We start from the raw sequence: 26216 nt of genomic DNA, 5'->3' as shown, positions 1-26216 counted from the left end.
TCTATTTACTTCTCCTTGCGAATGCGTCCGGAATGGCGGCAGCAATGGCCTTTTTCATGACCGTGGGCAACGCTTCGCCCTCGAGTTTTTCGACTTTGACCCACCAGCCACCGGCGACAGCCTTTTTCTCTACGTCATGGGCTGTGTAAATTTTAAGACGCAATTCGAAATGCGTAAAAACATGGGTGATGTTGCCGGCGGCGATCCAGTTCGCCGGAAAGGGAGCTGCCTCCAATTCGGTTTCCCCATCCAGACGTGCATTCCACGACGTCGTCGGAACTTCCGCCATCCCGCCAAGCAGTCCCGTCTCTGCACGGCTGCGTAAATGAATCTCATCATTCGAAATAGCGACGAAGGCAGCCCCAACCCGAACGGGTTTCTCTTTCTTGGGCGCTTTGACCGGAAAGAATTCCGGATCCGTTGTTCGCAGCGCCTGGCAATTGTCGTTGAGCGGGCAAATGACGCATGCGGGCCGCTTGGGCGTACAGATGGTTGCTCCCAAATCCATCATTGCTTGCGCAAAATCCCCCGATCTCTCATCAGGTGTAAGCGCCTGCATGCGTATCCGGATTTCGGGCTTGGCGAATGGCAGAGGGGTTGCCAGAGCATAGAGCCGGGTGATGACGCGCTCCACATTACCGTCGACGACGGCCATGGGCAGATCAAATGCAATCGAGGCGATCGCGGCCGCTGTGTAATCGCCGATACCGGGCAGCGACTTCAAGCTGGCCAGATCGGACGGGAAACGCCCGCCATGTTCCGCACAGATGATATCGGCACATTTCTTCAGGTTTCGCGCGCGCGAATAGTAGCCAAGGCCGGCCCAGGCACGCAAAACGTCATCTTGGTTGGCGGCGGCCAGATCTGCCACTGTTGGCCATTTTTTGATGAAAAAGCGGAAATAGGATTTAACGGCTTCAACCGTCGTCTGTTGCAGCATGATTTCGGAAAGCCAGATCCGATAAGGATCGGCAGTGACGCCTGCGAGGCGCTCGCGCGGCGAAATGCGCCATGGTAGAATTCGATGGTGGGAATCATACCAAAGCAGTAGACGGGCGGTTATTGGTTGCATCAATTCCAAACTGCGGTACACGAAGCATTGACGGTTCTTATAAAAACGGTTGCAAGCATGAATTTCATAATCATTCGGAACCTTAGATGCTTCCAGATCAATTAGCCAAAGCGGTAATGCTCCCCACAAGGGGGCATTTTATCGGAATCGATCGCAACAATCGCCTCTTTACATTTGTGTTTGCGCTGTTTCCTGGCCTGCTGGCAAGCGGAACTTCCGTGACCTTGGTCTGTGCCCTTTTATGGGCAATCTTTTCACTCGCGGCAAAACGTTTCCGGTTCGAGATGAACAAAACCGACAAGATCGTCGCCTGGAGTCTTACCTTCTATGTTCTGGTGACCATATTTTCCGTGGTGGTGCATCCCAATCCGGCCAAGGGTGGAACGTTTCTACTCAAGATGATTCCGTTCCTTGCGATCTGGACTGTTCTGCCACGGCTTCGAGTGAGCATTTCCGGCCGCCTTGTTCCCTTTTTAATCACAGGCGCCGGCATCGGCATGATCGGATCGCTCATATTCAGCATCGGCCAGATCGCCTTTTTGTCCCCCCGAGCTGAAGGCGGCGCTGGCAACGCCGCCGTGTTCGGACTGTTTACAGTGTTGTTTGGCAGTATTTCACTGCTCAATGCTCATTCAGACAGCAGGACCGAGCGCTTTATTGCAATTGCTGGTTTTGCATGTGGTCTTGTGTGTGCGTTTCTCTCCGGCACGCGTTCAGCCTGGCTGGTCATGCCTTTACACTTTGCCATCTTGTATTGGTACTTGCGAGGACAAACCCTGCCGACAATCACCAATGTCGTGAAGGTGGTTGGCGCTGTCATAATCGTTGCCATCATCGCCATCGCAGCAATGAAGGTGACGGAGCGTTATCACGCGCTCGAAAGCGATATCGTGCAACTGGATCGTCAGCCAGACAGTATCAATTCGCTCAACGCGCGATTGATGCTCTGGTCGGCCGCCAAGCGGGCTTTTCTGGCATCGCCGGTGATCGGCTATGGTCCGCAAAATCGCATGTCCCGGGTTAACGAGATTCTGAATTTGCCTCCTGACAAGAAAATGACTTTTACCCACGTTCACAACGGCCTTTTGAACGCTGCTGTCGATAGCGGTATATTGGGTGTGCTGGCAGTGCTCGGACTTCTCGCATCTCCGATAATCGCCGCACACAAGAAGGAGCCCGGGCCGGGCCGCGATCTCGCAATCGCTATTTCTCTATTGCTGGTGACGAGTTATGTGATTACGGGCATGCTGGGTATCATGTTCGGCCATGATGCGACGGATGCGGTCTTCATCTATCTCACGTTGATGATCTGCTGGATAGCTGGAACATCGCCATATTTGTCCATACCGCAGGTAGCAGCGTGTGCAGAAGACGACATACTTGCTTTAGGGGCATTGGATGAGACGCGGGTCGTGGCGAAGATCAATTAGAGTGATGTTGGGTAGTTTATGAAGGCCATCGTAACTGGAGCAGCTGGTTTTATCGGATTTCACGTTGCGAAACGGCTCGCCTGCGAAGGTTTTGACGTTATCGCGATCGACAATCTCAACGACTATTATCCCGTAGCGCTCAAGGAGGCCCGGCTCTCCGCGCTGGATGGCCTCTCCAATATTCGTTTTCTCCGTGCGAACATAGCCAATCAGAACGAACTTTCCGATGCAATAGGCCACGATTCGGATGCAAACATCATCGTGCACCTCGCAGCACAGGCTGGCGTACGCTACTCGGTCGAAAACCCGGCAGCCTATGTCGATGCCAATGTTCATGGTCAGGTGACAATATTCGAGCAGGCGCTGAAAATGCCGAAGCGACCTCCTGTGGTCTACGCGAGTTCCTCATCAGTCTACGGCGCCAATACCAAAGTACCATTCTCCGAGAGCGATCCCGTCGATCATCCCGTTTCGGTCTACGCCGCGACCAAGCGATCAGCCGAGCTTCTTGCCCACTCTTATCGGCACGTGCACAAGATTGCTTCGACAGGCCTGCGCTTTTTCACAGTCTATGGCCCCTACGGTCGCCCGGATATGGCTCCTTGGCTTTTTACGGATGCGATTTTGCAAGGCAAGCCGATCAAGGTTTACAATCACGGCCATATGCAGCGCGATTTCACATTCATTGATGACATCGTTAATGGCGTCTACGGGGCCATAAATCGCATTCTCGCGAATCCCGATGAAACAGCGCCTGTCTATAATCTCGGCAACAACAAGCCGGTTGCTTTGACGCGTTTTATCGAAATCATCGAAGAGGCCTGTGGTCGCAAGGCAATCAAACAATTTGAGCCGATGCCGCCTGCTGACGTTGAACGTACCTTTGCCGATATCGAACTGGCCTCGCGCGACCTTGGCTTTTCGCCGACGACTTTGCTGGAAGACGGTATTCCTTTGTTTGTTGAATGGTTTCGCGGCTATAATGGCCGTTGATACTTTCTCTGGAGCAGGTGCGACGGTCCAATGAGCGATGACCGCAGCAAAAGGGGCTTCCGGCCGCTTGCCGATCCCGCCGCAGGCATTCTGGATCCTGTATTGCGCAAGCGGGCAGGTATCACCATCGAACTTGTTCAGGCTTGGGAAGAGGTTGTTGGACCGGCCTTGGGCGCTCAATCCCGGCCGCTTAAGTTTCTTTGGCCGCGTCGTGCGCATGAGGATGACCCGTTCCAGCCGGCAACGCTCGTGGTCGCCTGTCAGGGGTTCACGGCCATGCGAATTCAACACGAAACAGGCGAAATCATCAGCCGCGTCAACGCCTTTCTGGGGTTTGCAGCAGTTGGCCGGATAAAGATCGAACAGAAGCCGGTCGAACAACCTGTTGCAAAACGCCGGACCCTGCCGCCAGTCGACGCCGCAACAGCTGACAAGATCAGTCGCTCGGTCGAGCCGATCGAGGATGACAGTCTACGCGAAGCGCTGCAGCGGCTGGGCCAAAGCATTCACGCCGAAAAGATGAAACGATAATTCTTATCGGTATGAATTCATTGATGTTGCATCACGAAAAATTCAAAGACAGAACGCATACTGTGCCTTAAAGAAACTGGCATGGGGCTCTAACGAGTCACTCAATACCATAGTCAACACCGGAGACAGGTGATCCTTATGACCGAATTGCTGACCCGCAGAAAAATTCTGACGCTTGCCGCTGTTTCCACGGCTGCCATCGCTTTGGCCGCCGGCACGGAGGCTTGGTCGGAAGATGCTGCACCTAACGCCACTCCTGTTCCGAGTACATCTGATGTAAAAGTCCCGCCTTCTGCGGGCACGGTCGACCAGGCCAAGCTTCTTGCGCCCGGCACCTTGAAGGATATCGTGATGGGCAAGGCCGATGCTCCAGTTACGATCATCGAATATGCCTCGATGACCTGCCCGCATTGCGCGCATTTCGCAACGACAACGTTGCCTACGATCAAGGAAAAATACATCGATATCGGCAAGGCAAAGCTCATTCTGCGCGAATTCCCCTTCGACCCGCGCGCTGCCGCGGCCTTCATGCTGGCACGTTGCGCTCCGGAAGACCGCTACTACCCGCTCGTCGAAGTTCTGTTCAAACAGCAGGAACAGTGGGCAGGAGCGGCAAATGCAGAAGAACCTTTGCTGCAAATCTCCAAATTGGCCGGTTTTACACAGGAGTCCTTCAAGGCTTGCTTGACGAACCAAAAACTTCTGGATGATGTGAATGCTGTGCGTGAGCGCGGAGCCAATGAATTTGGGGTGAATGCAACTCCGACATTCTTCATCAATGGCGCCAGATACTCGGGAGCCCTTTCGGTTGACGAAATGTCAGCGATTATCGACGGACTGCTTAAGTAACCGCCATCCGATTTCTGGCGGACGCTTGGTCGCGTCCGCCATCCAACCATTTGCACTTGCGGTGTTTGATGGAAAGGGCGTCTGATGCGCTTTACCAAACTCCGCCTGCTCGGCTTTAAATCGTTCGTAGAGCCCGCCGAATTCGTCATTGAAAGCGGCCTGACCGGCGTTGTCGGGCCCAACGGCTGCGGCAAGTCCAATCTCGTTGAAGCGCTGCGCTGGGTCATGGGTGAAAGCTCGTACAAGAACATGCGCGCCTCCGGCATGGACGACGTAATCTTTTCCGGTTCAGGGACGCGCCCGTCACGCAATACCGCGGAGGTCACGCTTTTCCTCGACAATCAGGATCGTAGCGCGCCTTCGGCGTTCAACAATGCGGATGAACTTCAGGTCTCGCGGCGCATCGAGCGCGAGGCCGGCTCGGTTTATCGCATCAATGGCAAGGATGCCCGAGCGAAGGACGTGCAGTTGCTGTTTGCCGATCAATCGACAGGCGCGCGCTCGCCTTCGATGGTGGGGCAGGGCCGCATCGGCGAACTAATCCAGGCGAAACCTCAGGCACGCCGCGCCCTGCTGGAAGAGGCCGCGGGCATCTCCGGCCTGCATACTCGCCGCCATGAGGCTGAATTGCGACTGCGGGCAGCGGAACAGAATCTCGAACGGCTTGAGGATGTCGTCGGTGAGCTTGAAACACAGATCGAGAGCCTCAAGCGCCAATCGCGTCAGGCAAATCGCTTCAAAAGTCTGTCCGCCGATATCCGCCGGTCTGAAGCCATCCTTCTGCATCTGAAGTGGTCCGTTGCCAAGGCGCAGGAAGGCGAAGCGCAATCGGCGCTCTCGGTTGCGACGTCTAGCGTCGGTGATCAGGCGCAAAAGCAGATGAATGCCGCCAAGGAACAGGCGATCGGCGCACATAAATTGCCCGATTTGCGCGAGGCGGAAGCCAAGGCGGCGGCGATATTGCAGCGTCTAACCATCGCACGGTCGCAGCTCAATGAGGAAGCTGAGCGGATGCGTGCGCGCCAGAACGAACTGGAAAAACGCCTCATTCAGTTCACCTCCGATATTGCGCGCGAAGAGCAGATGGTACGCGATAACGCCGATGTACTGGCGCGTCTTGACGCCGAGGAGCGATCGCTCAACGAAGAAAATGCCAATGCTGGTGAACGCGAGATCGAAACGCGTGCCGAATTCGAGCGTGCCGACGCCAAACTGAAAGAAAGCGAAGCAGCACTAGCCAAGGTTACTGCCGAGCGCGCGGAAGCGTCGGCCGAACGTGCGCAGGTTGAGCGGAACTTGCGCGAGAGTGCTGAGCGGCGCGAACGCCTCATGCGTCAGATGAGCGATGTGGAGCGCGACCTGTCTGCTGTCGCAGCCCAAATCAGCGCGTTGGCTGATCCGGTTGAGAAACAAGGTCTGGTGGAAGCCGCTGAAGCAGCCCTTGAGCAGGCGGAAGAATCTGCGCTCGCTGCTGAAACTGCAGTCGAAACGGCGCGCCGGCGGGAGGCCGAACTTCGCCGGCCGCTACAGGAAGCGCGCAGTAATCTGGGTCGCATAGAGACGGAAGCGAATACGCTCGCCAAGATGATCAATGTCGGCGGGTCGGACCTCTTTCCGGCCGTCGTGGAGGCGGTCAAGGTCGAAAAGGGTTATGAAATCGCTCTTGGCGCTGCCTTGGGCGAGGATCTGGATGCGCCTGTCGACAAAAGCGCCCCCGTTTTTTGGGGCGAAGTCGATGGCTCGGGTCAGGATCCGGCATTGCCGGCGGGTCTTCAATCCTTGGCGGAATTTGTCCGCGCCCCGCGTCAACTGGCGCGCCGTCTCGCCCAGATCGGTATTGTCGGTGAAGCAGACGGGGCGCGGCTGCAGTCTGCGCTGAAGCCGGGTCAGCGACTGGTCAGCCGCGACGGCGCGTTGTGGCGCTGGGATGGCTATACGGCGAGTGCTGACGCACCGACGCCGGCTGCGCAGCGCCTTGCCCAGAAGAACCGGCTGGCGGAACTCGATCTTGAAGTGGTCGAGGCAACGAAAATCCTGCGTGCTGCAGAAGCCGGAATAGTGGCCGCTGAAGCAGATGTGCGCCAATTCGTGGAAACTGAGCGGACTGCACGTGATCAATGGCGTGGCATGCAACGTTCCGTCAGCGACGCTCGTGAAGCACTCGCTGCCGCCGAACGTGCCGCTGGGCAATTGTCCAGCCGTCGCGCCGCGCTTGAAGAGGGCAAGGCTCGCCTGGCCGAAACTCTGGAGGAAACGCAGGAACAATTTGTCGAAGCGGAAACACGGCTTGCGAGCGCTGCCGACCTTGAGGAAGTCAATATCCGCCTCGCCAATCTGACGAGCGAAGTCACGCTGGATCGTGCCGCGCTGGCGGAAGCGCGCGCCGTTCATGATGGTCTGCGCCGCGAAGCCGAAAACCGCATGCGTCGCCTCGAAGCGATCGGCTATGAACGCAAGAGCTGGGTCAACCGCGCCGATAATGCGGACCGTCAGATCAAGTCGCTTGCCGGACGTCGTCTGGAAGCCGAACGCGAGGCGGAAAATCTCGCTGATGCCCCTGACGAACTCGCCGAGCGCAACCGCACATTGCTTTCGCAATTGTCCGAAGCAGAGACGCTGCGCAAGGATGCGGCCGATAAGCTCGCTATTGCGGAAAACAGGCAGCGGGAGCTGGACCAGTTCGCAACCGATGCCATTCAGGCTCTAGCGACTGCACGCGAGGGCAGGGCACGCGCCGAGGAACGGCTGGCTGCCGCGCAAGAGCGCCGCAAGGATGCCGAGACCCGTATTGTCGAGGCGCTGAACTGCGCGCCGCATGAAGCGATGAAGCTGACCGGGCTTGGCCCAGACGATCCGCTGCCGGATGTCGACGCAATCGAGCGCAATCTGGAGCGTCTGAAGATCGAGCGCGAACGCCTCGGCGCGGTGAATTTGCGCGCCGAAGAGGAGCAGGAAGAGCTTTCGGCACGGCTTGAGGCGATCATCAGCGAACGTGAAGATATTATCGAGGCTGTCAAGAAACTGCGCCAGGCAATTCAGAGTCTGAACCGCGAAGGGCGCGAGCGGCTGCTGGCGGCCTTCGAAGTGGTGAACGTACAATTCCAACGCCTGTTCACGCATCTCTTTGGCGGCGGCACTGCGGAACTGCAGCTGATCGAATCCGACGATCCGCTGGAAGCGGGCCTTGAAATCCTCGCCCGCCCGCCCGGCAAGAAGCCGCAGACGATGACGCTCCTGTCCGGCGGCGAACAGGCGTTGACGGCCATGGCGCTGATCTTCGCGGTGTTCCTGACCAACCCGGCACCGATCTGTGTTCTCGACGAAGTGGATGCGCCGCTCGACGATCATAATGTCGAGCGTTTCTGCAATCTGATGGATGAAATGGCAGCATCCACGGACACGCGGTTTGTAGTCATTACCCACAATCCAATCACCATGGCGCGGATGAACCGTCTCTTCGGCGTAACGATGGCCGAACAGGGCGTGAGCCAGCTCGTCTCCGTCGATCTTCAGACAGCAGAGCAGCTCAGAGAGGCGAGCTAATCGGTTCCAAATGACGAAGGATTTCAAAGCTTAATGCGGATTTACTCTGCTAATCGATTTGAATGCTGCGATGCAGCATTTTTTGATGGTGCTTGACGAATTGATCGCGTAGACCTCTCTTGTGCTTCAGCGGCAGGGAGGCTGCAATGGTGAAATGGGTCTATACATTCGGTGACGGCAAGGCGGAAGGATCCGCCGGTGATCGCAATTTGTTAGGTGGAAAAGGCGCAAATCTTGCCGAGATGTGCGCGCTTGGATTGCCGGTCCCACCGGGATTCACCATCACGACGGATGTTTGCAGCTGGTATTATGACAATGGCCGCAAATATCCGGACACGCTCGAAGCGGATGTAAAAAAGTCCCTTGCCCATATTGCCGCGATCACCGGTCGCAATTTTGGTGACTGGGAAAAGCCGCTGCTGGTCTCCGTGCGCTCGGGTGCACGCGCGTCCATGCCCGGTATGATGGACACGGTTCTCAATCTCGGTCTCAACGATGAGACTGTGGAAGCAATCGCCCGCGAAACCGGCGATGCACGCTTCGCCTATGATAGTTATCGCCGCTTCATTCAGATGTATTCCGACGTGGTGATGGGGCTCGATCATTCGGTATTTGAAGAGATACTCGAAGATACCAAGGCCAATCTCGGCCAAGAGGTCGACACGGCGCTGACCGCCGACGACTGGAAAAATGTCATTGCCCTTTACAAGGCCAAGATCGAAGAAGAGCTCGAGGAGCCTTTCCCGCAGGACCCGGAGAAGCAGCTTTGGGGCGCAATCAGCGCTGTGTTTTCCAGCTGGATGAACGCCCGCGCGATCACCTATCGGCGGCTGCACAACATCCCGGAAGGCTGGGGCACGGCTGTCAGCGTTCAGGCGATGGTTTTCGGCAATATGGGCGATCGTTCGGCCACCGGCGTTGCCTTCACCCGCAATCCATCCACCGGTGAAAAGAAGCTCTACGGTGAGTTCCTGGTGAATGCGCAAGGCGAAGATGTTGTCGCCGGTATTCGCACGCCGCAGAACATCACCGAAGACGCACGTATCGCCGCGGGCTCCGACAAGCCATCGCTGGAAAAGATCATGCCGGCGGCATTTGCCGAATTCTGCGCGGTGTCGGAGCGGCTTGAGAAGCATTATACCGACATGCAGGACCTCGAGTTCACCATCGAGAACGGCAAGCTCTGGATGCTGCAGACGCGGTCCGGCAAGCGTACTGCCAAGGCAGCATTGAAAATTGCGGTGGAGATGGCTGAAGAGGGCCTGATCTCGCGCGAGGAAGCAGTCCTGCGCATCGATCCCGCTTCGCTTGACCAACTGCTGCACCCGACCATCGATCCAAGTGCGCAACGCAATGTAATCGGTACTGGCCTTCCGGCGTCTCCGGGCGCCGCCACAGGCGAAATCGTTTTTTCGTCGGAAGACGCAGAACAGCTGAAGGCCGAGGGGCGAAAGGCGATTCTGGTTCGCATTGAGACCAGTCCCGAAGATATTCACGGCATGCATGCCGCGGAAGCGATCTTGACGACGCGTGGCGGCATGACCAGCCATGCGGCGGTCGTCGCGCGGGGCATGGGCAAGCCTTGCGTTTCAGGTGCTGGCTCGCTGCGAGTCGACTACCGCAATGAGACGCTGCTCGCGATGGGCGTTGTACTGAAGAAGGGCGATATCATCACCATTGATGGCGGCATCGGTCAGGTGCTGAAGGGCGCTGTGCCTATGCGGCAGCCGGAACTTTCCGGAGATTTCGGCAAGATCATGGAATGGGCTGACAAGACGCGGCGCATGAAAGTGCGCGCCAACGCCGAAACGCCGGTCGATGCCCGAACGGCTCGCTCGTTCGGGGCCGAAGGCATTGGGCTGTGCCGTACCGAGCATATGTTCTTCGAGGGCGAACGCATTGTCGCCATGCGCGAAATGATCCTGGCCGATAACGAGAAAGGCCGTCGCGCTGCGCTCGACAAGCTGTTGCCGATGCAGCGTTCCGATTTCGTGGAATTGTTCGAAATAATGAATGGCCTGCCGGTTACTATCCGTCTGCTTGATCCGCCGTTGCACGAGTTCCTGCCGAAGACTGAGGAAGAAATAGCCGAAGTCGCCGCAGCAATGAATGTCAACGCCGACAAGCTGCGCGAGCGAACTGATAGCCTGCACGAAACCAACCCGATGCTCGGCCATCGCGGCTGCCGTCTCGCCATTTCCTATCCCGAAATCGCCGAAATGCAGGCGCGGGCGATTTTCGAAGCCGCGGTCGAAGCGGCCAAATCGACGGGCGCGCCGGTCGAACCGGAAATCATGGTGCCGCTCGTCGGGCTGCGTGCCGAACTCGATTTCGTCAAGGCGCGCATCGATGCGGTTGCTGCCGATGTGATGAAAGAGGCTGACATCAAGATCAACTATCTGGTCGGAACAATGATCGAGCTGCCGCGTGCCGCTATCCGAGCCCACTCGATTGCCGAAGTTGCCGAGTTTTTCTCGTTCGGAACCAACGACTTGACCCAGACGACATTCGGTATTTCGCGCGATGACGCATCCTCTTTCCTGACGACCTATCAGACGAAGGGCATCATCGAGCAGGATCCGTTCGTGTCGATCGACATTGATGGGGTGGGCGAGCTGGTACGGATCGGCGCCGACAAGGGCAGGGCAACCCGGCCCGGGATCAAGCTTGGCATATGCGGCGAACATGGCGGCGACCCGGCGTCCATCCATTTCTGCGAGGATGTGGGGCTCGATTACGTTTCCTGCTCGCCGTTCCGCGTACCGATTGCGCGGCTTGCGGCAGCGCAGGCATCGGCAAAGGCGAAGAACGCCTGAAGCTTGCCTGCCATAAATATGCTCGGTTTCGCGCGCTCTGTCCGCGCGAAATTCCTCAAGACATGGCGACAATCATGCGTTCAGCAACGGCAATTATCACTGCACTTTTCCTCGGCGCTTCCGCCGTTGTGGCCGCAGCCAGCGAGCATCCGCATTTTGTCGAGCCAAAACTTTTCATTGCCAAGGGCGGCGATGCGGCGCCGCAGGTAGCATTGACCCTGGATGCCTGTTCCGGCCAGACCGATCAGCGTATCCTCAATGCGCTGGTGGAGAACAACATCCCGGCCACCATTTTTGTCACCGGGCGCTGGCTCAAGCGCAATGCAGCTGCGGTTGCCATCATGAAAGCGCATCCGGACCTGTTTGAGCTTGAGAATCATGGACTTGACCACGTCCCGGCCATCGATAATCAGCCTACGATGTTCGGCTTGAAAACGGCAGGTTCATTGCCAGCGATCCGCGCCGAAATTCAGGGTGGAGTGGATGCGATGGCAGCTGTTCCGCTAACGAAACCCGTCTGGTACCGCGATGCGACCGCCCGCTACAGCGACAATGCCATGGCATTGATCCATGAGATGGGCTACCGCGTTGCTGGCTACTCGCTCAACGCCGATGTCGGCGCCTCGCTGATGGCCGGCCAGGTAGAAAAACGCATTGCAGCGGCCAAGGACGGTGACGTCATTATCGCCCACATCAACCAGCCGACCCATGTTGCCGGGGCCGGTGTCGTTCAAGGTGTCCTGGCGCTAAAGCAGAAGGGTTTCCGCTTTGTCCGTCTTGAAGATGTCCAGGAGTCGGACACGCCTGTTCACCAAGGTGTCTAAGTCAGACTTTATGCGGCTACCGAAATCATCGTCTAATTGATACAGTGACTTGGCCCATGGTCGTGATCCGCTCCACAACGACCTTCCAGTCACGTACGTCCGGCTAAAAGCTCAGGCAAAACAAAGCGTTACGCTCACGACACAATAAACGAAAAAGGGCGGTCTTTTGACCGCCCTTTTTCTTGATCAGTTCAAATTATTGGGCCCGCAATCCGTTCTTCGAGACATGTGCTTCGGTATCTGCCAACGCCAGTTCGAAGCGGTTGAACAACTCGTTGAGTTCGTCTTCGGTGATGATCATCGGCGGACAGAACGCTATGGAGTCGCCAAGGGCGCGCAGCACCGCACCATGCCCTTCGAGGAACCTTGCGAGCTGTGCGGCGACGCCGTGCACCGGATCGAACGAGCGCTTCGTCTTCTTGTCGGCGACGAGTTCGACAGCGCCCATCAGGCCGGAATTACGCACTTCACCCACCAGCGGATGGTCCTTGACCTTGGCGAGCCGCGCCTCGAAAGTTGGCGTAAGTGCCCGTACAACCTCAACAATATTACGGCGCTGGTAAATCTCGATCGCCTTCACGCCAAGCGCGCAACCAACTGGATGACCCCCATAGGTGAAGCCATGGCCGAAGCTGCCGAGCTGTGCGCTGTGGTCGACATAGGCCTGATAAACATCCTCCGGCACCAGCACCGCGCCAAGCGGCGCATAGGCTGCGGTCAGCTGCTTGGCGACGGAAATCGTCGTCGGTGTCATGCCGACGGTCTGGCTGCCCCACCAGTTACCGGTACGGCCGAAGCCATTGATGACTTCGTCGGCGATGATCAAGATATCATGCTCGCGCAGGATGGGTTCGATGGCGGCGAAATAGCTCGATGGCGGGACGATTACGCCGCCAGCACCCATGACGGGCTCGGCGATGAAGGCGGCAATCGTCTCGGGTCCCTCCCGTTCAATCATATCTTTCAATGACTTGGCGAGGCGCGTCACGAATTCCGCCTCGCTTTCGCCTTCGAGACCGAAGCGGTAAAAATGCGGGCAATCCGTATGCAGAATGCCCTCGACCGGCAGGTCCCAGCCCTTGTGATTGCCGGGCAGTCCGGTCAGCGAAGCGGCCATGACGGTCACGCCGTGATAGGCCTTGACGCGGGAGATGATCTTCTTCTTTTTCGGCCGTCCAAGCGCGTTGTTATAGTACCAGGCGAGCTTGACCTGCGTGTCGTTGGCCTCGGAACCGGAGGAGGTATAGAACACCTTCGAAATCGGAACCGGCGCGATTTCCTTAAGTTTTTCAGCGAGTTCGATGGCTGGCTCCATGCCTTTGCCGCCGAAGAGGTGGTAGTAGGGCAGGGTGCGCATCTGCTCGGTGGCGGCCTCGATCATCTCTTCGTCGCCGTAGCCCAGACCCGCGCACCAGAGGCCCGACATGCCCTCGATATATTCCTTGCCCTGGGTGTCGTAGAGGTAGATGCCCTTGCCATGCCCGATCACCAGCGGGCCAATCTCCGGAAGCTTGTGCAGGGGCGTATAAGGATGCAGGACCGCGTTGATATCGCGCTGCTGGACATTGGTGAGGGGGTGGCCATTCGCCATTTGGTAACTCCGGCTTTGAAAGATTCGCAACTTTAGCCAGTTGCGTTTGAAAGAGCAAAGCGCCGCTGTTAGAAAGGTCTATTGCAACCTTGCTAACCAAAATTTCAACTCAGGGTGCAGAAAAGCATCCCGGAATCGACCATTCTTGCGTAGGAATCGCCAGGTCTTGTGCCATTTTCGCGTATTGTTGTGCAAAAACCTCGCCGGAATACAATGGCGCCGCTCTAAGTCCGAAAACGTTTGATGAGCGCGGCAAAATCCATACCGAGTTTGCTTGGAGGCGCGGTCTCGGGTTGATCCGTGGTGACGGTCAAACTGGTTCCATCATTGCCGAGCATCACGAACACCGTCTGGTCGGTCGTACCGTCCGATACGGAAATCGCGGCGATCCGCTGCTGATCGCTGTTTTCCGGTGCTCTGATATTGAAGATCACTTCGCCATTGACGAGGTCGGCTGCCTTCTGCAGCGCGCCTTCAAAACCGTCGGCGACAATGTCCTGGGCACCGAGCGCAAGCTCGATTTCCACAACTTCAAGCGAAACCGCTTTGCCAGCCTCAGGCATATTGTCCGGCCTCGTAATCTTCATTTCACAATGCGGCTTGCACGCCGCCCTCTGTTTCCTGCAACAATTTTACCCAAATCAGGCGGGCGATCATGTCAGCACTGTGACACCCGATCCATTCATAAAGTGTAAACGGCATATATCTGATGCAAACGCACGAACCCAAAAGGGGTTCCTCAAGAGTGTCATCGAAGTGTCACCTTGACAGGTTAAGTGCAGCTGGTGTTGATGCGCTGAAGTTGATTAAAGATTACATCTTCGTATTTACACGATGGCTGATGTATTAAACTATAGTATTATAAGAATAGAGCATTATTGCTCCCGATATTTTAGGTTACCTTTCGATTGCGGAGTTTAAATTGCGTACTCTTTCATCCAGATTTATTTTTTTATCGCTTGCCATCCCCCTCCTCGCCTCATGCAACGGTTCCGACACACCCACGCAGCCTGATGTCTCGCAGGCCACGTTCGACACGTAGGCCGCCGAACTCGCTGCCACCAAAGACGCGCTCGCCAAAGCTCAGGCGGATCTCGATGCGAGGAGCAATGAGAACACTGCCTTGGTGACAACAGTTACCACAAAGGACAGCGAGAACACCGACCTCGCGAAGAAGCTTGCTGCGGCGGAGGGCGAGAAGGCTGAGCTTGCTGCGAAGCTAGCCGAAGCGGAGTCCGAGGTGACTGATTTGACGCAAAGACTGGCCACAAATGAAATCGACAGAATTAGCTTGACCGACCGGCTTGCGACCAATGGCACCGAATTGACTGACCTCAAGGCGGAACTCAAGTTGGCCAATATCGATCCGGCTACAAGAGAGACACTAAAGGCCAATCTTGCTGCCAAGGAAACCGAGAGGAAAAACCTCTCTGGACAGCTTGCTGCCAAGGAGACCGAGAGGAAGAGCATCGCAGATCAGCTTGCGGCAAAGGAGATAGTGAGAGCCGATCTTGCCAAGCAACTTGCAGACACAAAAACGGATCTGGGCGCAGCAAGAGAAGATCTTTGTCAGTAGGCTGATGGTTTTGGCAAAAGCGATCCTTAGGCCGTGACGGTTTTAATCTCGGCGCGACGGTTGAACAGATTCTCAGTTTTCGAATTGAAAAAATTCAATAAATTTTCAGGAAGTAACGATGGATAGACGCGATTTTATCAAGCTGCTGGGGATAGCCGGCACCAATGCGGCCGCTTATGCTGCTTGTTCCACCTACATGCAACAGGCGCTCGCGGAATCGACAGTTATGAACGATCTGCTCAGTGCTGATCCGCATTGCACCAAAGGCTCGCTTAAGGACATCGAACATGTGGTGATCCTGATGCAGGAGAACCGCTCCTTCGACCATTATTATGGCACACTGCGCGGTGTGAGGGGGTTCGGTGATCCACGGCCTTTGAAGATGAAGGATGGCGAGCCAATCTGGCATCAACCGCAAAACGATGCATCCGCCCAAAGAGTACGGCCTTACCGCCTGCCCAAGGGCGCCAGCGCCGATACGGACGCGGGCAATGTGTTCCTGCAGGATCCGGCCCATGGCTATAATGACGGGCTTGCCGCATGGAACAGGGGCCTGAGTGACAAGTGGATTCCGAATAAAGACATCGTCACGATGGCGCATTATGTCGAGGCTGATATTCCGCTTTATTTCAAATTGGCCAAGACATTCACCATGTGCGACGCCTATTTCTGTTCGCACAATGGCGCGACCGACCCCAACCGCAGTTATTTCTGGACGGGTACCTGCAATGGCAAAACCGCCAATGGCTATTTCAGCTCGTACGATAACAGTTTCCCGGATAACGATCCCGGTAGGCCGAACTGGAAAACCTATCCGGAAAAACTCGAAGAGCTTAAGGTCGACTGGAAATTCTATCAGGACGGCTTGACATGGACGGGCGATCCGTTCGCCGGAAATTATGGCGACAACACGCTCGAGTTTTTCAAACAGTACAGGGGTACGTCGAAACCGCTCAGTCAGAGGACTGCGATCAATATCAAGAACCAGACTGTAAACTCGGTTTTGCGAACAGAAGCCAATACAAAATCGCAGTTCGAGCAGGACATACTGGACAATAAACTCCCGGCAATCTCGTGGATCGTTCCACTAGAAGCCTTCAGTGAACACCCCAAATATCCGCCGCATTTCGGCGAGTACTATCTCAATGAAATTTTACGCGCGCTCCTTGCCAATAAGGAAGTCTGGCATAAGACAGCCCTTTTGATCACCTATGACGAGAATGGCGGCTTTTTTGACCATGTGCTTCCACCTGTTGCGCCTTTGGACGCAGACATGGGACTTGTTTCGGCAGGCATCAAGTTGACGCCTTCGGGCGCGACACGCGATTTCAATTCGGAAATCTCGGTTGACCGTGTTTCGCCAGTCGGGATGGGAGTGCGCGTCCCGATGCTCATCATCTCGCCCTAGAGCGCTGGCGGGCGGGTTTGCTCGGAGGTTTTCGACCATACCTCCGTCATCCGTTTTCTCGATACATGGCTGAAGGCGAAGGGAAAACAGCCGGGCGATGCGCCTGTTTTTTCCAACATCTCCTCTTGGCGCCAAGCCATTGCCGGCGATCTGACCAGCGCTTTCGATTTTGACCGGACGAAAATCAATCCGATGGATCGGCTGATCGATACGATCCAGCCAGTCAGGATCTTTAACGCAGGCGAGAGAGTGACGGCTCGTAACGCCCCTTCATTCAAACCAACCATTGCCGATGTGAACGCCGATCCCGATGCGAAAAAGCCAGTTGCGTCCAAACAGGACCAGACGCGCTGTGAGATACTGCCCCTGGGATATGATTTTCAGGTGCTGGCCGCTCTCCGATCTGACAAGCGGCTGCAATTCACATTCAAGAATGCCGGCAAGCTCGGTGTGGCTTTTTCGGTTTTGCCCAATGACCGGAATGAAGGAGCTTGGTTTTATAGTGTCGAGGGGGTCAAGGCGGGCGACGCAGTGAAACAGGTTCTGGATGATTTCGGGACGGATAATAAATTGGCTCCGGGAAAGGCAAAAGGTGACTATTTCTTTTCCGTTCACGGCCCCAATGGCTATCTGGCCGAATTCCGTGGCAATGCGAATGATGGCCCTCAATTGGTTCTTGCCGATATTGTCGATTTGAAATCGTTGGACGCTGGAAAAACTCTTCAATTCGCGTTTGGTGCCTGGGCAACCGCCAACGGCAAGCTCAAAATGGTCAGCGCCTATACCGGCTTTGAGGCAATTGTCGATAACGGGACGAAAAGTATCGATATCACCACAAAGGATGGCTGGTACGATATTTCGTTCGTCGATGCGGTCAACACCTCGCGCTATCTGCGCCGCTATGCCGGACATCTGGAAAATGGCAAGATCAGCAAGAGCGATCCGGCCATCGGGCTGAAATATGACGAGACGAGACGGGTATATGTGGCGCTAACGGCATAGAAGGACGTGCTCGTGATGGCGGTTCACCTGCTTGTGTCGTAGCAAAATTGCGATTAGCTGTTTGCGTCATTCATAGACCAACAATGCCAGGATTCCATGCGACCGCACATTCGACGCCGCCGATCGATATCCGCCAGATGGTCTGTTCGCACAGCGTTTCTTGCCGCGATTCTGTTTGTGCTTTCCGGTCTTGGTCATCGGTTTGAACGCATCGAAACGCCGGAGTTTCTCTGGCTGCTCGCCATTGTTGCCGCTCTGGCGCTGCTCGCACTCCTGCTCGCCGTCAAGGGCTTCACCAGCGTGTGGCGTCGCGGCGATCTGGGCTTTCCCAGTGCCTTCTGGGGCATGGTGATCGCGCTCATCGTGCTGGCGCCCTTTGCCACGACGCTCTATCAGGCGCTGATGCTGCCGAGGATCTATGATGTTTCGACCGATATCGCCGACCCGCCCGAACTGTTTGCGACAGGGCAAAGGACGGACCGTATGAACCCGGTCGTGAATGACAAGGAAAGCCGCGGGCTTCAATCCAGCGCCTATCCGCAAGTGACGGGCCGCCGTTACGATGGCTCGCCCGATCGGATACTGACCGCAGTCAATACGGTCGTCGCCAACAATGGCTGGACGATTATCCAGCAGAAGGGCGAGCCGGGCGTTGATGAGGAAATCCTACTCGAAGTGGTGGCCAGGACTTGGCTTCTCGGCTTCACCAGCGATGTGGTCATCCGCCTGAGCGATGAGGGCGAAACGACCTATGTCGACATGCGGTCCGTGTCTCGCTACGGCATCCATGACCTTGGCGAAAACGCTGACCGCATTACAGCGTTCATGACGGCGCTCGACAGTGAGGTTCAGGGCGCCCAGCCGGAGGAGGAGACGACTCAGCCTGACCAATAGGCCCCATCGATTGCGGGGTTTCCGTCGGTTTGCACAGCTCCGCGCGCGACGAGATCTTCAAGGTGCGCGAGAACCGACAAGGCCGCAGCGCCATGCAGGCGCGGATCGGTTTCGCGGTAGATCACCCTGACCATGGCGGGAATGGTGCGGTCTCCGGCCTTGACCCGTTCCAGAATGGCGCGCTCGCGCATTTTCCTGTGCGCTTTCAACCCGCGCACGAAGGTTTTCGGTTTGGTCACCGGGCCGCCATGGCCGGGAAAATAGACGCGGTCATGCCGCGCCAGCAGGCGGTCCAGCGACGCCATGTAGTCCGACATGGAACCATCGGGCGGCGCGACGATGGTGGTGGCCCAGGCCATGACATGATCGGCGGAAAACAGGATGTCCGTACCCTCCAGCGCAAACACGACATGGTTTGCCGTGTGGCCGGGTGTGTGGATGGTGCGAAGCGCCCAGCCATCGCCTTCGATGATGGAATTGTCCGGTGCGATGATGTCGGGCACGAATTCCGTATCGCCGCTGGCATCGAGCAAATTGACCTCGCCGATATGCAACGCGCGGGCTGGACGATGCGCGCCCTCGGCAACAAGAATGGCGCCGAGTTCATCCTTCAGCACGCTCGCCAGAGGTGAATGATCGCGGTGCGTGTGGCTGACGAAAATATGGCTGACCGGCCGGCCGGCGATGACACGCAGCAGCGTCGCCTTATGCGCATCATCGATAGGACCGGGATCGATCAGCGCCAGGGTGTCTTTGCCGATCAGGTAGGAGTTCGTGCCATGGAAGGTAAACGGGCTCGGATTGTTGACGGTAAGCCGCTGCACATTCGGCGCGATGTCGACCGCCTCGCCATAATGCGGGGCGAATACATTGTCGAAAACAAGGTTCATTTATCGGGATACATCTTATGTGCGGCTTTCGACGTATTGCAGTGCGGCATGATCCCCAATATACCGTTTTCATGAAATGGTGAAAGCCAATCCGGAGGATAATACGATGATCGCTTCTCAGACCCGTTCTCTTGCCGAAACGTTCCAGCCGGAAGGCCAGCTTGCCAAGGCCGTGTGGTTTGTCTCGCTCGCTCTCGCCGGCTCGGCGCTGATGACGCTTGCCGCCAAGACCAAGATCGACATGGTCTTCGTCAACGTGACGATGCAGACTTTTGCTCTCTTCGCCATCTCCGCGGCCTATGGCTCTCGTCTCGCCGTTGCCACCATGGCGCTTTACCTGCTTGAGGGCGCGCTCGGCATGCCAGTGTTCACCGGGACTCCGGAAAAAGGCCTCGGACTTGCCTATATGGTCGGCCCCACGGGCGGCTATCTTCTGTCCTACATTGCAGCAGCATGGATTGTCGGCTTTGCCGCTGACAAGGGCTATGCCCGCAATCCGCTCGTCCTTGGTGCGGCTATGCTGGCCGCTGAAGTGGTGATCCTCGGCATGGGCTTCCTGTGGATGGCCTATCTCTTCGGCGTGGAAAAGGCCTTCACCTTTGGCGTCGGCCCGTTCATCGTTGCCGATATTCTGAAGCTGGCGCTTGCCGCTGCGATCGTTCCGGCTGTGGGATCTTTGCTCAAACGTCGTTGATGGAGAATTCCGGAACGATCCATAATGAGCGGACAAAACTACTGGCAAGTGCAATTGACCGCCTCTCGACGGCTTGTTTCGTTGCAGGGTTCATTGCTCCAACGGCTACAATTGGCTTCTCGTTAACCACGTCGTTCTCGACTATCGTTTGGATTCTAGCTGCTGGTGTATTACATTTGGTAGCACGACATATTTTGAAAGGTTTGAAAGCATGAACTTCGAACAAGCGTTCTACCTTTTCATTTTGCCCATTGCTATTGCCGTTGGCGGGTTGGGCGTCGCAGTGTTCAATGATTATTGGAACCGCAGGAACGATAAGCAACGTCATTTGCATTAGAAGCTTCTCCTTGTCCGACTATCCTCGCAATCTGATTGGCTATGGCCGCAATCCGCCCGACCCGAAATGGCCGGGTGGCGCGAAGCTTGCCGTCCAGTTCGTGGTCAACTACGAGGAGGGCGGCGAAAGCTCGATCCTCGACAATGATCCCGCTTCCGAGTCTCTCCTGTCGGAGATCGTCGGGGCACAGGCCTGGCCCGGCCAGCGCAATCTCAACATGGAATCGATCTACGAATATGGCGCGCGCGCCGGCTTCTGGCGTCTGTGGCGCATGTTCACCCGCCGTAATCTGCCGGTCACCGTCTATGGCGTGACGCTTGCCATGGCGCGCAATCCGGAAGCGGTGGCCGCCATGAAAGAGGCTGATTGGGAGATCGCCAGTCATGGCCTGCGCTGGCTCGAATACAAGGATTTCCCGGAAGAGCTCGAGCGTCAGCATATTCATGAGGCGGTGCGTCTGCACACGGAAATCACCGGGTCGCGGCCGCTCGGCATCTATCAGGGCAAGCCGTCGGACAACACGCTGAAGATCGTCATGGAAGAGGGCGGCTTCGTCTATTCCGCCGACAGCTATGCCGACGAGTTGCCCTATTGGGTGGCCGGTCCGAAAGAGCCTCATTTGATCGTGCCCTATACGCTCGACGCCAACGACATGCGCTTTGCCACGCCGCAGGGCTTCAATTCCGGCGATCAGTTTTTCACCTATCTGAAAGACACGTTCGATGTGCTCTATCGCGAGGGCAAGGATGGTGCGCCGAAGATGATGTCGATCGGGCTGCATTGCCGCCTTGTCGGACGTCCCGGCCGGGCCGCTGCGCTGGAACGGTTCCTCGATTATGTCCAGCATCACGAAGAGGTATGGATCACGCGCCGCATCGATATCGCAAGGCACTGGTACCAACACCACCCTTACAATGGCGGCGCATGAGAATCATCGATCTTGAGGTCCGGCCGCTGACCAAGGCAGCATTCGCACCGTTCGGCGATGTGATAGAGACCGAAGGCGCTGAAATGCGTCTGATCAATAACGGCACGACAGAGCGTTATCATGATCTCGCCAACGTCGATGTGACGGGCGAAGGCGCGCGAGTGCTGGTCAATATCTTCCGCGGCCAGGCCTTTGCGCCGCCCGTCGATATCACCATGCTGGAGCGTCATGCGCTGGGCAGCCAGGCTTTCATTCCGCTGCAGAACCGGCCATTTCTGGTTGTGGTGGCTGAGGACGACGGCGGTAATCCCGGACACCCGGCCGCTTTTCTGTGCCACGGAAATCAGGGCGTCAATTACGCCCGCAACGTCTGGCATCACCCGCTGATCTCGCTGGACGAAACCTCGGATTTTCTCGTGGTCGATAGGGGTGGCGAGGGCAATAATCTCGAGGAGTTTTTCTGGCGGGATCGGGTCTACCGGATTGAAAAGCTTGTCGTTTGAGCAGGCGGTAAATGCTTTCCCCTTGACGCCCAAGCCCAGCCGGTTGAAGCTGGCACCATGTCACAAACGATACGTTTTTTTCTGAATGGTCAAAAGCAGGAAGCCTCGGTTCGGCCGGATACGACAGTGCTGGACTGGCTGCGCAGCGGACCGCGACTGACCGGCACCAAGGAAGGTTGCGCCGAAGGTGACTGCGGCGCGTGCTCGGTGCTGATCGGCGATCCTTGGTTCGACGAAGCTCACCATGGGGGCGAGGTGCATTATCAAGCGGCCAACAGTTGCATTCTCGCCATGGGCCAGATCGATGGCCGCGCGTTGGTGACTGTTGAGGGCTTGAAGGGAGAGCAGCTGCACCCGGTACAAGCGGCGATGGCGGAAAACGGTTCGTCGCAGTGCGGCTTCTGCACACCGGGAATCGTGATTTCGTTAGCAGGTCTTGCAGCGCAGAAGAGCGCTGCGGGTGCCGGACTTGCCGCGAGCAAGACGCTAGCCAACGATGATGATATCCACGATGCGCTGGCAGGTAATCTCTGCCGCTGTACCGGCTACCGGCCGATCGTCGAAGCCGCGCGCAAGGTGGGAAGTGCGGCGATTGCGGGTCCGCGTGCCGCTGCCTTTGCCAAGATCGAACCGCGCGCGACGATTTCTGCGTCGGGTTCGACATTCCATCAGCCCGCGTCGCTCAATGACCTTCTGCAATTGCGCAAGGAGAAGCCGCAAGCGATCCTGCTCGGCGGCGGGACAGATCTGGGCGTCGCGCTGGCGGATTATCATTCCGACTGGGACGAGGTGGTTTCGCTTGCCCGTGTGCGCGAACTGCGCGCCGTTCGTGAAACCGAAAACCATTTGAGCTTTGGCGCCGCGGTAACGTGGGAAGAGATTCTCGCCAGCGTTACAGACCACTACCCCTCCTTCGCAACGCTCATTCGTCGTTTTGGTTCGACCCAGATACGTTCGATGGGCACCATTGGCGGCAATATCGGCACCGCAAGCCCGATCGGCGATGGTCCGCCCGCGCTTATTGCGCTGGGCGCCGAGGTCGAGCTTGCTTCGCTGAGCGGCCACCGTTTTCTGGCGCTCGGAGATTTCTTCCTCGACTATCGCAAGACTGAACTGCGTTCCGACGAGGTGATTGCGTCGGTATCGATCCCGAAGCCGGTCGAAGGGCAGGAGTTTCGCGTCTACAAGATTTCCAAGCGCTACGATCAGGATATTTCCACGGTTTGTGCGGCGTTTTCGATTGTCCGAGAAGAGGGTCAGGTTCGCAGCGCCCGCATTGCCTTCGGCGGCATGGCGGCAACACCGCAACGTGCCGGTCAGGCGGAACAGGCTCTCATTGGCAGCAGTTTCGACCATAGGGCAATGAAGGCCTGTGCCGCTGCTATTTCGGTGCAATTCAAGCCACTTACCGACTGGCGCGGCAGTGCCGAGTACCGGCTGCAGGTTGCGGCAAATCTGGCAGAACGCTTCTGGCGCGACGTTGCCGGCGAGACGGTGGAGGTGATGGCGCTATGAATATTGACGCCAAGATAGTCCATCGCAGCATCGTCGGAAAAGGCATCGCCCATGATTCCGCCGCCCGCCACGTCGCGGGTGAAGCGAACTACATCGATGACATGCCGGAATTGCCGGGCACGCTGCATGCGGCGTTTGTGCTTTCGCCCGTCGCACATGGCAAGCTGAATGGCTTTGATGCATCGGAGGCGCTGGCAATGGACGGCGTTGCCGGCGTCTGGGCAGCCAAGGATGTGCCCGGCCACAACGAGGTTGGGCCGATACTCAATGGCGAAACGCTGTTCGCAGAAGATATCGTCGATCATGAGGGGCGGGTGATTGCTGTTGTCGCGGCGCAGGATTTCGAAACCGCATATAGGGCTGCGAAGAAGGTAAAACTCGACATCGAAAAGCTCGAGCCGGTGCTTGATATCGAGGAGGCGCACCGGCGCAAGAGCTATGTCCTGCCGCCGCAAGAGGTGATCGAGGGCGATGTGGACAAGGCGCTTGCCAGCGCGCCACATGTCTTCTCCGGCAAGCTGCATATGGGTGGACAGGATCATTTCTATCTCGAAACCCATATCGCCTATGCCATTCCTGGCGAAAACGGCGAAATGCTGGTGCATTCTTCCACTCAGCATCCGACCGAGGTGCAGCACCATGTGGCGGGCATTCTCGGGCTGCATGCCAATGCGGTCGAATGCCAGGTACGGCGTATGGGCGGTGGCTTTGGCGGCAAGGAAAGCCAGCCGACGATCATCGCAGGTGCCGCGGCGCTGGTTGCGGCCAAGACCGGCAAGCCTTGCAAGATGCGGCTGAAACGCCGTGACGACATGATCGCCACCGGCAAGCGGCATGATTATGTCGCCAACTGGAAGGTCGGCGTGGACGGAAGGGGCCGCATTCTCGGACTTGATGTCGAATATCTGGCGCGGGCAGGCAATTTGCCGGACCTGACAGGGCCGGTTATCACGCGCACGCTGACCCATACGGACAATTCTTATTTCATCCCCAATGCGCGCTTTATCGGCCATGCCTGCAAGACAAATACGGTGTCCAACACGGCATTTCGCGGCTTCGGCGGTCCGCAAGGGATAATCACCATCGAGACTGTGATCGACACGATCGCGCGGGAACTGAGGCTCGACCCCAATGCTGTCCGCGCGGTCAACTATTACGGCGACGAGACCGGCGACATGACGCCCTACGGTCAGAAGGTCGAGGATAATCGTCTGGTCGAAGTGACGGATGCGGTGCTCGCTTCCGCCGAATGGCAATATCGCCGGGCCGAGATCGATGCGCACAACGCCACCAATCCGGTTATTCGGCGCGGGCTGGCGATGATGCCGATCAAGTTCGGTATTTCGTTCAACCTGACCTCGCTCAATCAGGCCGGTGCGCTGGTCCATGTCTATCTGGATGGGTCGATATTTTTGAACCATGGCGGGACCGAAATGGGGCAGGGCCTCTTCGTCAAGGTCGCGCAGGTTGTCGCCGAGGTGTTCCAGGTCGAGCTCGACATGGTTCGCATTTCGTCCACGGCTACCGGCAAGGTGCCGAACACCAGCGCGACGGCTGCTTCGACCGGTTCCGATCTCAACGGCATGGCCGCGTTCAAGGCTGCGACGGCAATCAAGGCGCGCATGACCAAGGTAGCGGCCGAACATTTCGACGTCGAAGAGGAAGTCATTGTCTATCGCGAAGGTCGTGTCCACGCCGACAATCACTCGATTTCCTTCGGTGAACTGGCCAAGATGGCTTGGGCCAAGCGGGTGCAGCTTTCCGAAGCCGGGCACTATGCAACGCCGAAAATCCATTGGGACGGCAAGACGATGAAAGGGCGGCCCTTCTTTTATTTCAGCTATGGCGCCGCCGTTGCTGAAGTGGCAGTGGATACACTTACGGGTGAAACACGCTGCCTGCGCGCCGATATCCTGCAGGATGTCGGATCGCCCCTCAATCCTGCCATTGACCTTGGCCAGATCGAAGGCGCCTTCGTACAGGGCATGGGCTGGGTGACCTGCGAAGAACTCTGGTGGGACAAGGCCGGCAAGCTGCGGACTGTCGGGCCATCGACCTACAAGATACCAGGCTCGCGCGACGTGCCGCCGCAATTCAACGTCCGTATTCTCGATAACGTGCCGAACCGGGAGGAGACTGTGTTCCGTTCCAAGGCGATCGGCGAACCGCCCTTGATGCTGGGCATTTCGGTCTGGCTCGCCATTCGCGATGCCATCGCTTCGATCGGAGGCGGTGTGCCGCAACTGGATTCCCCCGCGACGCCCGAAGCCGTATTGCGCTCCGTGCAGGACGCGAAGGGACACGCGAATGACGCTTGATGAGTTGAACAAGGCAAGCGTCAAGGATTTTGTCATGGTGCTTGGCGGTATATTCGAGCATTCGCCCTGGGTGCCGGAAACCGTAGCGGAATCTCGGCCTTTTTCCAGCGTGGAAGATTTACACGCAGCGATGGTGGCCGCTGTGAAAAAGGCGGGTCAAGTCGCGCAGTTGAGGCTTATTCGCGCCCATCCCGATCTGGCCGGGAAAGCTGCGCGACAAGGCAGCCTCACGGCGGAATCAACAAGCGAACAGAAGGGCGCGGGTCTCGATCGCCTGACGAATAGCGAATTCGAAGAGTTTCATCGCCTGAACAATGCCTATCAGAGCCGTTTCGGTTTCCCGTTCATTCTTGCGGTGCGGGGCCATGACAAGCATTCGATAATGGCAGCATGCCAGCAGCGCTTGTGCCACAATGCCGGGGAAGAAGTGGCGGAGGCGCTGCAGCAGATCGCGTTGATTGCGCGCTTTCGGCTGGACGATTTAATTGCATGAGGGGCGTTT

At 57.1% G+C, this 26216-nt stretch carries 22 protein-coding genes; 17 read left to right on the top strand and 5 right to left on the bottom strand.

Features of this window, described 5'->3' with window-relative positions; genetic code table 11:
• Position 1 precedes the first annotated feature (1 nt).
• Positions 2-1072: an A/G-specific adenine glycosylase gene (gene mutY / locus ACSQ3H_RS20470; RefSeq protein WP_436118737.1), complete on the bottom strand. Its 1071-nt coding sequence runs from the start codon at positions 1070-1072 to the stop codon at positions 2-4.
• A 218-nt stretch (positions 1073-1290) separates the two neighbouring features.
• Here mutY and ACSQ3H_RS20465 point away from each other — a divergent pair, with 218 nt between their 5' ends.
• The 7 genes from ACSQ3H_RS20465 to ACSQ3H_RS20435 all read left to right on the top strand — a co-directional run bounded on the left by ACSQ3H_RS20465 (position 1291) and on the right by ACSQ3H_RS20435 (position 12058).
• Positions 1291-2502: an O-antigen ligase family protein gene (locus tag ACSQ3H_RS20465; RefSeq protein ID WP_436118736.1), complete on the top strand. Its 1212-nt coding sequence runs from the start codon at positions 1291-1293 to the stop codon at positions 2500-2502.
• Positions 2503-2520: 18 nt separating this feature from the next.
• A complete protein-coding gene (locus ACSQ3H_RS20460) occupies positions 2521-3495 on the top strand; it encodes an SDR family NAD(P)-dependent oxidoreductase (RefSeq protein ID WP_436118735.1) in 975 nt (324 codons plus the stop codon).
• A gap of 30 nt (positions 3496-3525) precedes the next feature.
• Positions 3526-4026, top strand: coding sequence for a DUF721 domain-containing protein (locus ACSQ3H_RS20455; RefSeq protein WP_436118734.1), 501 nt, complete (start codon positions 3526-3528; stop codon positions 4024-4026).
• Between the two features lie 138 nt (positions 4027-4164).
• Positions 4165-4875, top strand: coding sequence for a DsbA family protein (locus ACSQ3H_RS20450; RefSeq protein ID WP_436118733.1), 711 nt, complete (start codon positions 4165-4167; stop codon positions 4873-4875).
• 84 nt (positions 4876-4959) lie between these two features.
• Positions 4960-8418: a chromosome segregation protein SMC gene (smc, locus tag ACSQ3H_RS20445; protein ID WP_436118732.1), complete on the top strand. Its 3459-nt coding sequence runs from the start codon at positions 4960-4962 to the stop codon at positions 8416-8418.
• Between the two features lie 146 nt (positions 8419-8564).
• A complete protein-coding gene (ppdK, locus tag ACSQ3H_RS20440; protein ID WP_436118731.1) occupies positions 8565-11234 on the top strand; it encodes a pyruvate, phosphate dikinase in 2670 nt (889 codons plus the stop codon).
• A gap of 74 nt (positions 11235-11308) precedes the next feature.
• Positions 11309-12058, top strand: coding sequence for a polysaccharide deacetylase family protein (locus ACSQ3H_RS20435; protein WP_436118730.1), 750 nt, complete (start codon positions 11309-11311; stop codon positions 12056-12058).
• A 196-nt stretch (positions 12059-12254) separates the two neighbouring features.
• Here ACSQ3H_RS20435 and ACSQ3H_RS20430 read toward each other — a convergent pair whose 3' ends face one another.
• The gene (locus ACSQ3H_RS20430) at positions 12255-13649 is read right to left on the bottom strand and encodes an aminotransferase (RefSeq protein WP_436118729.1); all 1395 of its coding nucleotides are present in this window, start codon (positions 13647-13649) and stop codon (positions 12255-12257) included.
• A gap of 224 nt (positions 13650-13873) precedes the next feature.
• Entirely contained in the window at positions 13874-14236 is a 363-nt protein-coding gene (locus ACSQ3H_RS20425) for a hypothetical protein (RefSeq protein ID WP_436118728.1), read from the bottom strand.
• Positions 14237-14775: 539 nt separating this feature from the next.
• Here ACSQ3H_RS20425 and ACSQ3H_RS20420 point away from each other — a divergent pair.
• From ACSQ3H_RS20420 to ACSQ3H_RS20405, 4 genes are all read left to right on the top strand, one after another.
• On the top strand, positions 14776-15225 hold the full coding sequence (locus tag ACSQ3H_RS20420; protein WP_436118727.1) for a hypothetical protein: 450 nt from the start codon (positions 14776-14778) through the stop codon (positions 15223-15225).
• A 118-nt stretch (positions 15226-15343) separates the two neighbouring features.
• Positions 15344-16633, top strand: coding sequence for an alkaline phosphatase family protein (locus ACSQ3H_RS20415; protein ID WP_436118726.1), 1290 nt, complete (start codon positions 15344-15346; stop codon positions 16631-16633).
• A gap of 192 nt (positions 16634-16825) precedes the next feature.
• Entirely contained in the window at positions 16826-17635 is an 810-nt protein-coding gene (locus tag ACSQ3H_RS20410; RefSeq protein WP_436118725.1) for a phospholipase domain-containing protein, read from the top strand.
• Between the two features lie 96 nt (positions 17636-17731).
• Entirely contained in the window at positions 17732-18529 is a 798-nt protein-coding gene (locus ACSQ3H_RS20405) for a DUF1499 domain-containing protein (protein ID WP_436118724.1), read from the top strand.
• Here the strand turns inward: ACSQ3H_RS20405 and ACSQ3H_RS20400 are convergent.
• Positions 18514-19419, bottom strand: coding sequence for an MBL fold metallo-hydrolase (locus ACSQ3H_RS20400; RefSeq protein ID WP_436118723.1), 906 nt, complete (start codon positions 19417-19419; stop codon positions 18514-18516). The two genes, ACSQ3H_RS20405 and ACSQ3H_RS20400, sit on opposite strands and share 16 nt — an antisense overlap.
• Positions 19420-19525: 106 nt before the next feature.
• Here ACSQ3H_RS20400 and ACSQ3H_RS20395 point away from each other — a divergent pair, with 106 nt between their 5' ends.
• Positions 19526-20113: a biotin transporter BioY gene (locus ACSQ3H_RS20395; protein ID WP_436118722.1), complete on the top strand. Its 588-nt coding sequence runs from the start codon at positions 19526-19528 to the stop codon at positions 20111-20113.
• Here the strand turns inward: ACSQ3H_RS20395 and ACSQ3H_RS20390 are convergent.
• Complete coding sequence (locus tag ACSQ3H_RS20390; RefSeq protein WP_436119558.1) at positions 20100-20447, bottom strand: hypothetical protein; 348 nt, start codon at positions 20445-20447, stop codon at positions 20100-20102. The genes ACSQ3H_RS20395 and ACSQ3H_RS20390 overlap by 14 nt on opposite strands.
• Here ACSQ3H_RS20390 and puuE point away from each other — a divergent pair.
• Genes puuE through uraD form a run of 5 tightly spaced genes read left to right on the top strand, consistent with a single transcriptional unit; the run spans position 20404 to position 26207 of the window.
• Positions 20404-21378 carry an allantoinase PuuE gene (puuE, locus tag ACSQ3H_RS20385; protein ID WP_436118721.1) on the top strand — a complete coding sequence of 325 codons (975 nt, stop codon included), beginning with the start codon at positions 20404-20406 and terminating at the stop codon, positions 21376-21378. The genes ACSQ3H_RS20390 and puuE overlap by 44 nt on opposite strands.
• Positions 21375-21881: an ureidoglycolate lyase gene (locus ACSQ3H_RS20380; protein WP_436118720.1), complete on the top strand. Its 507-nt coding sequence runs from the start codon at positions 21375-21377 to the stop codon at positions 21879-21881. Before puuE ends, ACSQ3H_RS20380 begins: the two co-directional genes overlap by 4 nt.
• 57 nt (positions 21882-21938) lie before the next feature.
• On the top strand, positions 21939-23396 hold the full coding sequence (gene xdhA / locus ACSQ3H_RS20375) for a xanthine dehydrogenase small subunit (RefSeq protein ID WP_436118719.1): 1458 nt from the start codon (positions 21939-21941) through the stop codon (positions 23394-23396).
• Positions 23393-25714 carry a xanthine dehydrogenase molybdopterin binding subunit gene (xdhB, locus tag ACSQ3H_RS20370; RefSeq protein ID WP_436118718.1) on the top strand — a complete coding sequence of 774 codons (2322 nt, stop codon included), beginning with the start codon at positions 23393-23395 and terminating at the stop codon, positions 25712-25714. Before xdhA ends, xdhB begins: the two co-directional genes overlap by 4 nt.
• On the top strand, positions 25704-26207 hold the full coding sequence (gene uraD, locus ACSQ3H_RS20365) for a 2-oxo-4-hydroxy-4-carboxy-5-ureidoimidazoline decarboxylase (RefSeq protein WP_436118717.1): 504 nt from the start codon (positions 25704-25706) through the stop codon (positions 26205-26207). Before xdhB ends, uraD begins: the two co-directional genes overlap by 11 nt.
• Positions 26208-26216 lie beyond the last annotated feature (9 nt).

The organism is Phyllobacterium sp. LjRoot231 (assembly GCF_964253365.1).
GTDB lineage: Bacteria > Pseudomonadota > Alphaproteobacteria > Rhizobiales > Rhizobiaceae > Phyllobacterium.
Note: the sequence above shows the minus strand (reverse complement) of the source record. Positions and strands in the feature narration are given on the sequence as shown.

What these genes read in the sequence shown, in the direction of transcription:
- ACSQ3H_RS20450 (WP_436118733.1), top strand. Translation starts at nt 4,165, where the DNA reads ATGACCGAATTGCTGACCCGCAGAAAAATTCTGACGCTTGCCGCTGTT.
- ACSQ3H_RS20380 (WP_436118720.1), top strand. Translation starts at nt 21,375, where the DNA reads ATGAGAATCATCGATCTTGAGGTCCGGCCGCTGACCAAGGCAGCATTC.
- ACSQ3H_RS20410 (WP_436118725.1), top strand. Translation starts at nt 16,826, where the DNA reads ATGGATCGGCTGATCGATACGATCCAGCCAGTCAGGATCTTTAACGCA.
- puuE (WP_436118721.1), top strand. Translation starts at nt 20,404, where the DNA reads ATGATTATTGGAACCGCAGGAACGATAAGCAACGTCATTTGCATTAGA.
- ACSQ3H_RS20405 (WP_436118724.1), top strand. Translation starts at nt 17,732, where the DNA reads ATGCGACCGCACATTCGACGCCGCCGATCGATATCCGCCAGATGGTCT.
- ACSQ3H_RS20390 (WP_436119558.1), bottom strand. Translation starts at nt 20,447, where the DNA reads ATGCAAATGACGTTGCTTATCGTTCCTGCGGTTCCAATAATCATTGAA.
- xdhA (WP_436118719.1), top strand. Translation starts at nt 21,939, where the DNA reads ATGTCACAAACGATACGTTTTTTTCTGAATGGTCAAAAGCAGGAAGCC.
- ACSQ3H_RS20455 (WP_436118734.1), top strand. Translation starts at nt 3,526, where the DNA reads ATGAGCGATGACCGCAGCAAAAGGGGCTTCCGGCCGCTTGCCGATCCC.
- ACSQ3H_RS20400 (WP_436118723.1), bottom strand. Translation starts at nt 19,419, where the DNA reads ATGAACCTTGTTTTCGACAATGTATTCGCCCCGCATTATGGCGAGGCG.
- ACSQ3H_RS20460 (WP_436118735.1), top strand. Translation starts at nt 2,521, where the DNA reads ATGAAGGCCATCGTAACTGGAGCAGCTGGTTTTATCGGATTTCACGTT.
- mutY (WP_436118737.1), bottom strand. Translation starts at nt 1,072, where the DNA reads ATGCAACCAATAACCGCCCGTCTACTGCTTTGGTATGATTCCCACCAT.
- ACSQ3H_RS20425 (WP_436118728.1), bottom strand. Translation starts at nt 14,236, where the DNA reads ATGAAGATTACGAGGCCGGACAATATGCCTGAGGCTGGCAAAGCGGTT.
- xdhB (WP_436118718.1), top strand. Translation starts at nt 23,393, where the DNA reads ATGAATATTGACGCCAAGATAGTCCATCGCAGCATCGTCGGAAAAGGC.
- ACSQ3H_RS20415 (WP_436118726.1), top strand. Translation starts at nt 15,344, where the DNA reads ATGGATAGACGCGATTTTATCAAGCTGCTGGGGATAGCCGGCACCAAT.
- uraD (WP_436118717.1), top strand. Translation starts at nt 25,704, where the DNA reads ATGACGCTTGATGAGTTGAACAAGGCAAGCGTCAAGGATTTTGTCATG.
- ACSQ3H_RS20435 (WP_436118730.1), top strand. Translation starts at nt 11,309, where the DNA reads ATGCGTTCAGCAACGGCAATTATCACTGCACTTTTCCTCGGCGCTTCC.
- ACSQ3H_RS20430 (WP_436118729.1), bottom strand. Translation starts at nt 13,649, where the DNA reads ATGGCGAATGGCCACCCCCTCACCAATGTCCAGCAGCGCGATATCAAC.
- ppdK (WP_436118731.1), top strand. Translation starts at nt 8,565, where the DNA reads ATGGTGAAATGGGTCTATACATTCGGTGACGGCAAGGCGGAAGGATCC.
- smc (WP_436118732.1), top strand. Translation starts at nt 4,960, where the DNA reads ATGCGCTTTACCAAACTCCGCCTGCTCGGCTTTAAATCGTTCGTAGAG.
- ACSQ3H_RS20395 (WP_436118722.1), top strand. Translation starts at nt 19,526, where the DNA reads ATGATCGCTTCTCAGACCCGTTCTCTTGCCGAAACGTTCCAGCCGGAA.